This is a genomic window from Providencia heimbachae ATCC 35613, assembly GCF_001655055.1.
GTDB lineage: Bacteria > Pseudomonadota > Gammaproteobacteria > Enterobacterales > Enterobacteriaceae > Providencia > Providencia heimbachae.
On sequence record NZ_LXEW01000006.1, the window covers coordinates 17401 to 30177 of the forward strand.

Here is a 12777-nt window from a genome sequence, read left to right on the forward strand (position 1 = left end):
GGATGAAAATCTATCGTCCACTCTGGACTGATGGGGCCTTCTTGGCCCCCCAACAGTTCCAACAACAGGCTCGTTGGGATAGTCACGTGGCTAACGTTGTTGCCAATATGGCTATCGCCTCTCCGTGGGGGGTTATCAGCGCTGAATTTGATGAGAGTGCACTCACTATTTCAAGATTAAGCGCACAAAAAATTATTGCGCGCTTTCCTGATGGTAGCTTGATTGACTCAACACTTGCCGATAACCTTCCTCCCGTTATTGAACTGAGTCAATTTGCAACACATCAAAAACTTGAAGTTGTTTTAGCGCTACCTTTACTCCAGGCTAATGGGGGAAATTTAGTATCAGGCGGCGTAACAGATCGCCCTCGCCGCTTCATTCAAGAATGGGTGAAAGTGCAAGATATTATCGGGGATGAACAAACCGATATTGCGGTTTTACGCAATGCGGTGACTTTACGTTTTGCTCATGATGAAAATAATGCCTATATCACGTGTCCCGTCGCGCGACTTATACGTAATGGGCAAGGTGCATGGACATTTGATAAGCATTTCATTCCACCATTATTAGCCTGCCATGCAAGTATTGAATTAACAACAATACTCTCTGAATTTATGCATCGCTTAGTGGCTAAGCGTCGCCGTTTAATGATGCTGCGTCGTGAAAGTAACGAACGAATGGCGGATTTTGCCGTCGCGGATGTTTCACTGTTTTGGCTATTGAATGCCATTAACAGCGCTGAGCCCGTGCTTAATGAATTAATGTCTGAGCTTAATCGACATCCTGAACTGCTTTATCGTGAGCTTGCTCGCCTTGCTGGTAGCTTGTTAACTTTTTCACTCGACCATCAAATCGAAGATATTCCAACTTATCAGCACGATAAACCTGAAGCCGTTTTTCCACCTCTGTTTACGCTGTTGAATTCATTATTGGAAGCAAGCCTTCCATCTCGTGTCGTCACCATCGAATTGAGCAAAGAAGGCCCATTCTGGAAAGGGGAATTACATGATGGCAGACTCAGAGAAGACGCTGATTTTTATCTATCCGTTCGCTCTTCACTACCAACACATTTGTTGATCACACAGTTCCCATTGCTATGTAAAGCAGGAAGCGCTGATGATGTCGCAGATGTTGTCAATGTCGCGTTAAATGGCATTCCTTTACGTGCACTTAATCATGTCCCGACGGCAGTTCCTTTACGCTTAGAGAATCAATATTTTGCCCTTGATTTAGATAACCCAGCAGGGCTTGCCATGCTGTCTTCTGGTCATTGCGCTTTTTATGTTCCAAGCACACTAGGTGACATTCAACTCGAATTGTTTGCGGTACTTCGCTCATGACAACGACTTCTTCAAATCACTCAATCGATACTATTTTCGCCGATACTTGGTTAATGGTTTGCCAATTGCGTCAAGGCACGCAGGTAGCCAATGGTGAAGCTTTTTATCGCCGAGTTTGTCAGCACATTGATGAAACTCGTCAGCAACTTACAGAGCAAGGCTACTCAGAGTCATCCATTGAAAATATGTTGTATGCCCAGTGTGCATTGATTGATGAAAGCGTCATGAATCGCGCTTCTCATGATGATGGATATCAATATTGGGTCCAGTCTCCATTACAAGCTCGCTATTTCAATACGTTGGAAGCTGGCGATAAATTATGGGACCGTTTACGCAGCATACTTGGTGAAACTGCACCAAACAATGACGTACTTATCTGTTTTCACCGTGTTTTAACATTGGGTTTTGTCGGGAAGTTTCGTCGAATTGACGACCCGATGCGGGAACAAATAATGACTCAACTTAATGCCCGTGTGCCCAACTATGCCATCTCATCTGATATGCCATTGGTCGTACGGCCTAAACTTCGCTTTAGCCGCCGTCGTCTTTATTGGTTTGGCTGGCTTGGTGGCATTATTTTTCTGGCGGCCTTGTGGTGGGGATTTTCTGCTTCATTGGAACATTTACTACAACAATGGACGATACAGGGACAGTAATGCAAAACCAGATAAAACAGTATTTGACACTCTTTGCTGCTGGCTTATTTCTTTGGTTGATATGGGGATTTTGGTCACTCGGGCAAGCGATAACCATTTTCCTTACCGTCCTTACTGTACTAATGACCAGTGGTATCGTTTTTTGGCGCTTTAAACAACAACAACGTACCCTTGCGGTGGAAAAAACTATCGTTGATAAACTGCCTGCGGCTGATTATCAAGGGGCTGTCGTACTGGTTTGCGGTCAATCACAATGTCTTTTTCCCCAAGGAGAAGCGTATCGTGAAACGTCACAAGGTTGGTACCTCTGCGCATCGAATCCAACAGAGCTGGTTAATATTGTGCAGCATGTGGCTGAGCAAGCCCCTGCTCAGTTAGGCCAACTCTCGTTGCTCTTTACCGTCATACCGGAACAAATCACTCAACAAGAGGGGTTAACCCAAGAAATACTTAGCTGGCGACGCGCTATTGCAGAAAGCCGCCAAAAAGCTGGGAAACGTTTACCCTTTTGGATCTCTGTTTATCTTAACCCGCTGGCTAACCTAGACGCTGGCCTTGATACCCCTTGGTTTACACTATTAAGCCATCAAGGTGAATTTCAAGTTGTTCAAGAAAGTATTATCGCTGAGCCATTTTCAGTGTGGTTACCCGCAAACAGCCCAGACATCGAGCATCAATTACAAACAACATTATGGTTCGATGAATTACTGGCTTGGTTACAAGACGTTTTTATTCCGCAGTTAACGGTTGCTCAAACGGGTGCCCCTGCATTAACTGCAACGGCATGGGCTGTGCAACTGATCGGCATTGACAGCCAACCTAATAATATTTGGCAGCAATATATCCAAAGAAAGACCACTTTACTGCCAATTAACTCATCCCAATCGGTTGATTTACTGCCCCTTCCCGACGTTTTACTCGGTCGATTACGTCATGACGTTAATCTACTTCGTAGTGAGCGATTTATCGGTGTTATGGGGTTGATTTGTGGCTTATTTCTTATTGGCGCTCTCGTTGGAAGTTACCAAAACAATCGCCAGCTTATTCGCAATATCGGTGAAGATGTTTCTCGATTCCATCAATTTTCTGACGAAACCATTGAGCCAAAAATGGTCGCATATCAACAGCTTCAACTTGATGCAGCTCAGCTCGCTAACTGGCAACGCGAAGGCGTTCCAGCCGCGTATTCACTGGCGTTGTATCAAGGAGACACATTGCTACCTTATTTACATATGCTGCTCAGCAGTTGGGCTCCACCCAAAGCGCTTGCCCCGGTTATTGTTCAAGCCTCACCCGATATTATCTCACTTGATAGCCTTGCGTTATTTGATGTCGGGCAATACGAACTTAAAGCCAATGCCACCAAAGTGTTGGTGGATGCGTTAATGAATATTCGCGCTAAACCCGATTGGTTAATTGTTATATCCGGTTATACCGACAACACCGGCAATCCACAATTAAACCAAAAATTATCCCTTAAACGTGCAGAGTCTGTGCGGGATTGGATGATAAACACCAGTGACATTAATCCCACGTGTTTTGCCGTGCAAGGTTACGGTCAAAATCACCCGATTGCAGATAATGATACCCCCGAGGGACGTGCTAGCAATCGACGAGTTGAAATTCGTTTGATACCACAGGCTAATGCCTGCCAAGTATCGAATACCAAAAGCGTGTCATCGATGGAAGATGGCACACCTTCCAATGAAAAGGAGAAGTAATCATGGCAATTCCTGTCTATTTATGGCTGAAAGATGATGGCGGTGCTGATATTAAAGGTTCCGTTAATGTTCAAGATCGTGAAGGTAGTATCGAAGTTGTTGCACAAGACCACAGCCTGTACATCCCAACAGATAACAATACGGGCAAATTAACAGGTACTCGTATCCATACTCCATTTATTTTCGTTAAAGAAATCGATGCTTCTAGCCCGTATTTATATAAAGCAGTGACGACAGGCCAGACATTGAAAGAAGCCGAATTTAAATGGTATCGCATTGATGATGCAGGACAAGAAGTTGAGTACTTCAACACAAAACTTGAAAACGTCAAAGTAGTCAAAGTCGCACCAAAAATGCATGACATCAAAGATCCGGGCAAAGAAAAGCACAACCATTTGGAAGAGCTTGAACTGCGTTACGAAAAAATCACATGGACTTACAAAGACGGCAACATTATTCATTCCGACTCTTGGAATGAGCGTGCTACCGCTTAATTAGTGCAATGCAGGCGCTTGTCGCCTGCTTTTTAATGCTGAATAACCCTTCGTTTTACCCCATTTATTTAAAGTATGACGAGCACAACACACAATTTAATTCTTATACCTTATGGACCTTGGTGAACGGTTATGGGCGGTAGCGTGCCTGAACAACAAGATATCACCCCAAAATACTAGAGAGAGAATATGGAAAACTCATCCGTTATGCTATTACGTCGCTTAAACCCTTATTGTGCAAGCGCACTTGAAGCTGCCGCATCCTTGTGTCAAACGCGTGTCCATGCGGAAGTCACCATAGAACATTGGTTACTCAAAATTCTCGAACTAGGGGAAAGTGATATCACGGTATTGGCAAGGCGCTATGAATGGGATATGACCAGTTTATGGGAAAGCCTGCTCAGTAACATCGATAACCAACCGCGCTCTGTGCGCAGTCGTCCGCAATTATCTAAAGAGTTACTCAGTTTAATCCAAAATGCTTGGATTATTGCTTCACTTGATGAAGACATTGAACATATTCGCAGCGCACACTTACTCTCTGCGATGGTAAAACAGCCTAATTTAGTGCCTAACGATGCGTTATGGCCATTAATGACATTAAGCACGACACAATTACAACGCTTAAGACCCCTACTTGATGCGCAATCTGATGAACGACCTGAAATACAACAACTTGCTAATCATAATAATGTGGCATCAGGCACTATTACCTCATCAGAGGAAGAACAAACTTCTACGGCTAGCAATTCTGTTGTCGGTAACACATTAAATGATGCGTTACTGGCTGTTCTGAATAAATTTACCCTTGATGTCACTGAAAAAGCCCGTCAAGGTGATATCGACCCTGTTTTTGGTCGTGATGATGAAATTCGTCAAATGGTTGATATTCTGTCACGCCGCCGCAAAAACAATCCGATATTAGTCGGCGAACCGGGTGTCGGTAAAACCGCGCTAGTCGAAGGGTTAGCATTACGCATTGCTGAAGGCAACGTACCGGTGAGCTTACAAACCACCGCATTACGCACATTAGATTTAGGCTTATTACAAGCCGGTGCAGGGGTTAAAGGGGAGTTTGAACAACGATTAAAAAATGTGATTGAGGCAGTACAACAATCACCAACCCCTATCCTATTATTTATTGATGAAGCTCATACTATTATTGGTGCGGGTAACCAAGCCGGTGGCGCCGATGCGGCAAACTTATTAAAACCTGCACTGGCTCGAGGCGAACTACGAACCATCGCTGCGACGACTTGGTCTGAATACAAACAATACTTTGAACGTGATGCCGCATTAGAACGTCGTTTTCAAGTGGTCAAAGTGGATGAACCCGATGACGAAAAAGCCTGTTTAATGCTGCGTGGATTAAAATCCCGTTATGCCAAGTATCATGGTGTCCATATTACCGATGACGCCGTCAAAGCTGCCGTTACCCTGTCACGCCGATACCTCACCGGCCGTCAACTACCCGACAAGGCGGTTGACCTGTTAGACACCGCCAGTGCTCGCATACGAATGAGCCTTGATACGCTGCCAGAAGAACTTACTCGTTTAAAAGCAAAGCGCTATGCGCTAGAGCTAGAACAACAAGCGATCCTCGATGATATCGTGATTGGTAAAATGGATAATCAAGCGACCCTTTCCGAGTTATCAACCGTTGATAGCAAAATTGCCAGTCAACTATTAGCGCTAGAAAAACGCTTTGAACAAGAAAAAACACTGATTAACCAAATTCTTACCTCTCGCCGTGAACAACAACAAATTGAACAGACTCAAGCTTTGCAACAACAGCTTGCAGCCATTCAACAAAACGAACCTTTATTAACACCCGATGTCGATGTCCGTACCGTCGCAACGGTTATCGCCGACTGGACTGGCGTTCCCCTTTCAAGCCTATTAAAAGACGAACAAACCGGTTTATTACAGTTAGAGGTTGACCTCGGTCAGCGTGTTGTCGGTCAAGAAAATGCACTATTGGCTTTAGGTCAACGTTTACGGGCTGCCCGTACTGGTTTAGCGTCAGAAAATGGCCCTCAAGGCGTCTTCTTATTAGTCGGTCCAAGTGGAATTGGTAAAACAGAAACCGCCCTTGCTCTCGCCGATCAGCTGTTTGGTGGTGAAAAATCATTAATCACCATCAATATGTCTGAATACCAAGAAGCCCATACGGTCAGCCAACTCAAAGGCTCTCCTCCGGGTTATGTCGGTTACGGCCAAGGAGGAATTTTAACCGAGGCAGTGCGTAAGCGCCCTTATAGCGTGGTGTTATTGGATGAAGTTGAAAAAGCCCATCGCGACGTATTGAACCTATTCTATCAAGTGTTTGATCGCGGATTTATGCGTGATGGCGAAGGCCGTGAAATTGATTTTCGTAACACGGTTATTTTAATGACCGCCAACTTAGGCAGTGATTTATTGATGCAGCAACTTCAAGAGTATCCTGAATCCAGTGATAGTGAATTACAGGAAGTTCTGCGCCCTATTCTGCGCGACCACTTCCAGCCGGCGCTACTCGCCCGTTTCCAAACGTTAATCTACCGCCCGCTAGGGGAAATCGCACTGCGTACCATTGTTGAAATGAAACTAAACAGTGTGATGAAACGCCTATATATGCACTATCGTTTAACCGGAATTGTCGAAGAAGCCCTGTACGACACCCTTGTCAGCGCCTGCCTGCTGCCGGATACCGGTGCGCGCAACATCGACAGCTTGCTCAATCAGCAAATTCTGCCCGTATTGAGCCAACAACTTTTACTTCGCCAAGCAAACCAACAACAAGCCCAATTCATCACTTTGGGGTATTGCGAGGAAGACGGCATTACGTTGGTGTTTGGGGATGATATTACGGAGGTTAACGCATGAGCTTAATGGACACTGCAAAAAATTTACTGCAAGGCCAAAACCGCTATCGCCTTGAAGTGCAAGGCTGTGATGCATTACTGGATGTCGATCACTTCAGCGGCCGTGAAGCCATTAGCGATACCTACCGCTACCAAGTGACTTTCACCTGCTCAGCTCAAGATTTAAGCCCACAACAGCTCTTACGCCGCAGCGCAACACTCACCTTTGCTCCGCCGTTAAACTCGCTAATGGGCTTAGCCACTGAGCCGCTAATTGCCAAACGGGTACACGGTGTCGTGACTGACTTTAGGCGATTATCCGGCTCAGTTGATGAAGCTCGCTACCAATTGGTTATCGAACCCTTTTTTGCCCTATTACGCCATGAAATTCGTTCCCATCGTTTCTTTATTAATCAATCAATACCGGATGTTGTTGAACAAATTTTACGCGAGCATAATTTTAAAGGTTGGGAGTTTGAGTTTAAACTTGAACAAAATTATCCCAAAAGAGAGCAGATCAACCAGATTAATGAAAGCGACCGCCAGTTTATCGAACGCTTAATTAGCGAAGTCGGTATTTTCTATCGTTTTAGATTACAAGATGATACCCAAACCGAAGTCATTCATTTTAGTGATAGCCAACGGGGTTATGTGTATGAAAAATCACTGCCGCTCAATAGCCCATCTGGCATGAATGATAACTATGTTGATAGTGTTTGGGGCTTATCGCTACGCCATCAAGTTATCGAAAATAGCGTGTTAACTAAAGATTATAACCACCGACAAGCACAAGATACGCTGATATCGGCAGTCGCGGATATGACCCGAGGCGACGGTGAAGCGCTTAATTATGGTGATGTTTATCATTATCAGGCTCGGCACCTGACGCGGGGGGATAAACTCACGCCCGAAGCGGAAACCGCCAACTTTTGGGCGCGCCTCGATCATGAGCGTTTTTTAACCCGTCAAACCTTGTTACGCGGTGAAAGTAGCGCCGCTGACCTCTCGCCATTATTAGTCCTAAGCATCACAGATAATCAACTGACGTCAACGCTGCCTTCCCTCTTTAAAGCCCCGATATTACTCACCCGTTTACGCTTTACTGGCGGACGAGATAAAGCGCTACAGGTGAAATTTGATGCGATACCTTATAGTGAAACCCTCTGTTTTCGCCCGATCCTAAAACCGCGCCCTGTGATTGCAGGAACATTAATGGCACGCGTCACCAGTGCTAAAGATAACGACATTTACGCCCACCAAAATGAACACGGTTTTTATTGGGTCAAATTCGATGCCGATCGTGACGATAAAAAAATGGGTTATGAAAGCATGCCCGTGCGCCTTGCCAAACCTTACGCTGGCGACACTTATGGTATGCACTTTCCGTTAATTCAAGGCACCGAAGTGGCGATTGCTTTCCATGAAGGCGATCCTGACCGCCCGTATATCGCCCATGCCCTGCATGACTCCCGTCATCCCGACCACATCACGGACAAAAATAATACCCGTAATATCATTCGTACCCCGGCGAATAATAAGTTACGCATGGAAGATAAACGTGGTGAAGAGCATATTAAAATCAGCACTGAATATGCCGGTAAAACCCAATTAAATCTCGGGCATTTAGTCGACAGTTCAAGGGAACAACGCGGTGACGGGTTTGAACTGCGCACCGACAGCTGGGGCGCAATCCGGGCAGGTAAAGGGTTGTTTATCAGCACCGATAAGCAAGATAAAGCCGGCGGTGAGGTGCTGGCGATGGATGAGGCGATACAGCAATTAGAACAGGCATTGGCGATTGCAAGAAGTTTATCTAAATCGGCTGAAACCAGTGGCTCTGTCTCTAGCGATATGGCCGCGCAGGATAAACTTAAAACTAGCTTGACGGACTTAGTCGCCCCAGGAGTGCTAGTCCATGCTCCAGCAGGTATTGGTGTCTTTTCTCCCCAAGCAATACACCTTTCTTCAGGGCAAGAAAGTCTTGCGCTAACAGCAAATCATTCTGTCAATATTTCCGCAAATAAAACAATCACGCTCAATGCTCGTGACAACGCGAGTATTTATGCTCAAAGTGCAGGGATTAATGCGATTGCAAAACATGGTGATATAACAGTACAAGCGCAAAACGATGCTATGTCTTTGCTCTCTAAAAAAAATCTGGACATTCGAACCATTGATGGTGCTTTAACTATTACGGCTGAAAAAGAAATTGTTCTTAATTGTGGTGGCGGTTATATCAAAATTGCAAATGGAAATGTAGAGATTGGAACCCCTAATAATGTGTTATTAAAAACAACTAATATTCAAAAAATGGGAGCCGCAGACTTTAATTCTCCTGCCCTTGATATCCCCAAAGGCTTTTGCGAACAGCTTGTTCTTAAAGATAAAGATACTCAAAAAATTCTTCCATTTACTAAATATACATTGACCACTGAAGATGGTGAAATTTATGAAGCCACTTCCGATGTGGACGGAAAAACGCTTGAAATATTCACTGCTACGCCAGAAAAAATAGATATAAAAATAGAGCGAGATAATAAATAAGCTAGCTAAAATTCAAGCCAATTCTTAACATTTTGATATATGATCAAAAATCAATAAGGCTACTTTTATGTCAAAAAATATTGAACATACCCATCAATCTAAAACTAAATCCAGTTCGACTCTTGAAGATATAACCTGTGATGCTCCGCCGCGCCTCTATTTTCATCCCGACAGTGAAACCTTTCTCTTTCCCAACGCAGATGAAGCTCTTGCTATCGAGCTTGATGATGGGTTAATGAACAATTTATTAGCGCATCGGGTTGATGCAGAATTGCGTATTGACGCACTAAATCAAAAGCTTGCTTCCATTAAGTCTAATGATATTAAAGGACTCAACGAAAAAAATCGTCTCTTAGCTGAATTACGCGAAGAAGAACTGTGTTTTGATACAGCTGTCGATAAATTGAGAACGGAAATGCAAATGCTCGCCCCAATGGAAAAACTTCCAAAAATGAAGTTGTTGGATGACAGCAGCAAAAAAAGTGCGATTGGTTTAATGGAACTGATTGAAATTACTGGAGGAAAAAAAGGGTATAAATACACCTACGTACGATCGGACAAAATAAAAAACCATGTTCGTCGCTATCAAATTAATGAAAAAGACAAAAAAACCGGCTCGAAAAGTTTTATTACCTCCGAAAAGTACATCGATGAAAACGGGAAAGAGCGCCAACGACAAATCATTGATAAAGAAAAATTAAAATCTCAATTATCGGTAGGAAAAGTTAATCTGTCAGTGTACGAAAAAAAATTCATTGAAGATAAAGCTGTCACATTAGGTAAATGGGCGGAAGATCTTAATGAAAAACTAAAGACCTCCCCATATAAAGGCGATAATTTTGAATTCGATTCTCAATCACAATTGATGCGTTGGGGGTATGGTGCCGGTTTTAAAGCAGGAGTTAGTCCATTTGAAGTGGATGTGCGCACGGGAAAACGAAAAGAAGGTTCATTACCCTCGACGGATGGAAAATTTAGTGCTTATGCAGGATTAGCGTTAGCGGAATCTAAAAGCAAGCTGACGCTCAAGTTGCCATATGATTCAGGACTCATCATTACATACCCGTTAGATGCCGATAAAATCCCGGGCGGTGGCATGGGCGTGTTGGGAACAATGCGGCTCGACATTGATGTGATTTTGTCCGGCAGTCTAGGGGTCAGTCTAGCTGTTGAGGCAGGCATTAATTTTCAGGGTAATACCTTGTCAGGCACCCCCGCAAAATCGTCCTCAAAAACTGATCCTAGCCAGCGAGAAATTGACGTCAGCCAACGTCCCATAGAACCTAAAGGTGCAGTAGAGTTAGGTGTGTTTGCCGGGGCACAAGTCAGTTTAAATGTGACAGGGTCATTAAAATGGAAAACTCCACATAAATCGAAGACCCAATCAGCTCAATTGGTGGATGGATTCAGTGATTTAGCAAAAGTCAGCGCAGGTGTCTCCGCTCAGGCGGGAATTGGCCTCAGTGGTGCCATACAATTTACGTTTACTGACGGACGCGTTCGCTGCCTTGTTTCGGGGGGCATGTGCAAAGGAATTGGCGGGAAAGGTTCTCTGGCATTTGATATTAATGGGCAGGCTATCTTTGATGATTTCTTGCCTACTTTCGGCTATATGCTGCGCAATGTCGATTACATAAAAATGGCGAATATCATCACCCATGACGACTATTTGCTTTTTTGTGCATTGAACACCTTCGTGCCCATGAAAGGGCTTGAGGCGGCAAAACAATTAGTTGAGGCGTATCAAGATGGAAAGGCCCTTTTAATTAAATTAATGACATCATGGAATGATAAAGAAGCCCGAGTGGCGTTAATGGAAAATGTACTCAACACTAATGGGAAGTGTTTAATGTATGCACCACCAGAAAGTAAAGGTAACGTTGTAGCCTTACTTCTCACTAATAATTTTTGGGATGAAATTAGCCTTGCTAGTCATAAGGGAACTAAGTGTGAAGGTGGCGTTCGCTATGCATCACGAAAACGAGCCATTCTACTAATTTTAAGCTGGGCACAATCGAAACGAGATTACGAAAATATTATGCAGTACTTATCGATAAATTTAGGGGGAAAAGGGGTTTGGCAAGCGAATGAAGCTCGTGTGGTGGCATTTTTAGAGGATGGCGAAGCAACTAGATCAGCAATACAACCGCAATTGTATGGTCCTAAACCTGTGATTTTGGGAGCTCGGCCGAATATCCAAATAGAGCCTAGTCATTACCGAAAAAATCTCGCCGCACTGTATCAACAGTTACCAGATAATCTTACTGTTCAACGAAACTCCGATGAAAATCAACAAGCACCATTAAAGCAAGTTGACAGAGTGTATGTGGATAGTTGTACGCGGATCTTTGTGGGTGATAAGGAGCTACGATAATGAAAACACAATGGAGCATTAATTTGTCTTTGCTGATACTGATGGTTTCAGGCTGTGATAACGGGCAAAAAGAAGCGGAAGCTGCTAAGTTACGCCAAGTATCGTTGGATAATATGGTGTCAATCCCTGGTGGACGTTTTCAGATGGGGGATTTTGGTGATCTGGTTGAACTCAAAATCCCGTACAGCACCGACCCTTCAACCAAACCTTTGCATTGGGTCTCCCTGCATGATTTTAAGATGGGCAAATACCGTGTGACATGGGGGGAGTTTAATCAGTGGCTTAAACTACAAGAGCGCAAACATCTAGAAATGTACACCAAAAGAAAAAATAGCGAGTTTATAGTATCAGATGACTTAGGTGATGGCTTCCCTGCAAGAGTACAATGGAGTGATGCAAAAGCCTATTGTAAATGGTTGGGGGAAAGTAGTGGTAAAAAAACCGATTTACCGACTGAGGCGCAGTGGGAGTATGCAGCGCGTAGTGGTGGACAATTTTTGATTTACGGTAACAGTGACAATCAAATGCACTATCCAGATGATCCCAAGCTAAATTTTGTATCATCGGGAAAGCCCGTTGGGAATTTTGAACCAAACCCTATCGGACTGTATGACATGATGGGGAATGGGGTCGATTGGGTGAACGATTGGTATGCAGCGAATTATTACCAATACTCGCCAGAGGATAACCCGCAAGGGCCGGAAAGTGGAGGGAAAAAAGTGGTTCGTGGCTATCTTGGCAGCTTTGATGCCACATTAACGATCACTCGAGGAAAAAGTAATCCAAACATTGATGTTGGGTACAA

General features: G+C 44.1%; 8 protein-coding genes. All 8 read left to right on the top strand.

Going from position 1 to position 12777, the window contains the following annotated elements:
* Window positions 1-2 precede the first annotated feature (2 nt).
* Window positions 3-1340: a type VI secretion system baseplate subunit TssK gene (gene tssK / locus M998_RS01175; RefSeq protein WP_068443961.1), complete on the top strand. Its 1338-nt coding sequence runs from the start codon at window positions 3-5 to the stop codon at window positions 1338-1340.
* Complete coding sequence (gene tssL / locus M998_RS01180; RefSeq protein WP_068907171.1) at window positions 1337-1996, top strand: type VI secretion system protein TssL, short form; 660 nt, start codon at window positions 1337-1339, stop codon at window positions 1994-1996. The genes tssK and tssL overlap by 4 nt, the downstream gene beginning before the upstream one ends.
* On the top strand, window positions 1996-3717 hold the full coding sequence (locus M998_RS01185; protein WP_068443956.1) for an OmpA family protein: 1722 nt from the start codon (window positions 1996-1998) through the stop codon (window positions 3715-3717). The genes tssL and M998_RS01185 overlap by 1 nt, the downstream gene beginning before the upstream one ends.
* A 2-nt stretch (window positions 3718-3719) precedes the next feature.
* Window positions 3720-4211, top strand: coding sequence for an Hcp family type VI secretion system effector (locus M998_RS01190; protein ID WP_047254619.1), 492 nt, complete (start codon window positions 3720-3722; stop codon window positions 4209-4211).
* 189 nt (window positions 4212-4400) lie between these two features.
* Window positions 4401-7076, top strand: a complete 2676-nt coding sequence (gene tssH / locus M998_RS01195; protein WP_068907172.1) for a type VI secretion system ATPase TssH — start codon at window positions 4401-4403, stop codon at window positions 7074-7076.
* Window positions 7073-9598 (top strand): type VI secretion system Vgr family protein, encoded by a 2526-nt coding sequence (locus M998_RS01200; RefSeq protein WP_082912984.1) that lies wholly within the window; start codon window positions 7073-7075, stop codon window positions 9596-9598. Before tssH ends, M998_RS01200 begins: the two co-directional genes overlap by 4 nt.
* Before the next feature lie 67 nt (window positions 9599-9665).
* Window positions 9666-11972: a hypothetical protein gene (locus M998_RS01205; RefSeq protein ID WP_068907173.1), complete on the top strand. Its 2307-nt coding sequence runs from the start codon at window positions 9666-9668 to the stop codon at window positions 11970-11972.
* Window positions 11972-12777, top strand: an 806-nt coding sequence (locus M998_RS01210; RefSeq protein WP_068907174.1) for a formylglycine-generating enzyme family protein, incomplete at its 3' end; no start/stop codon positions are given. The genes M998_RS01205 and M998_RS01210, both read left to right, overlap by 1 nt.

Coding starts and splice junctions, on each gene's coding strand:
- tssK (WP_068443961.1), top strand. CDS start 3: ATGAAAATCTATCGTCCACTCTGGACTGATGGGGCCTTCTTGGCCCCC.
- tssL (WP_068907171.1), top strand. CDS start 1,337: ATGACAACGACTTCTTCAAATCACTCAATCGATACTATTTTCGCCGAT.
- M998_RS01185 (WP_068443956.1), top strand. CDS start 1,996: ATGCAAAACCAGATAAAACAGTATTTGACACTCTTTGCTGCTGGCTTA.
- M998_RS01190 (WP_047254619.1), top strand. CDS start 3,720: ATGGCAATTCCTGTCTATTTATGGCTGAAAGATGATGGCGGTGCTGAT.
- tssH (WP_068907172.1), top strand. CDS start 4,401: ATGGAAAACTCATCCGTTATGCTATTACGTCGCTTAAACCCTTATTGT.
- M998_RS01200 (WP_082912984.1), top strand. CDS start 7,073: ATGAGCTTAATGGACACTGCAAAAAATTTACTGCAAGGCCAAAACCGC.
- M998_RS01205 (WP_068907173.1), top strand. CDS start 9,666: ATGTCAAAAAATATTGAACATACCCATCAATCTAAAACTAAATCCAGT.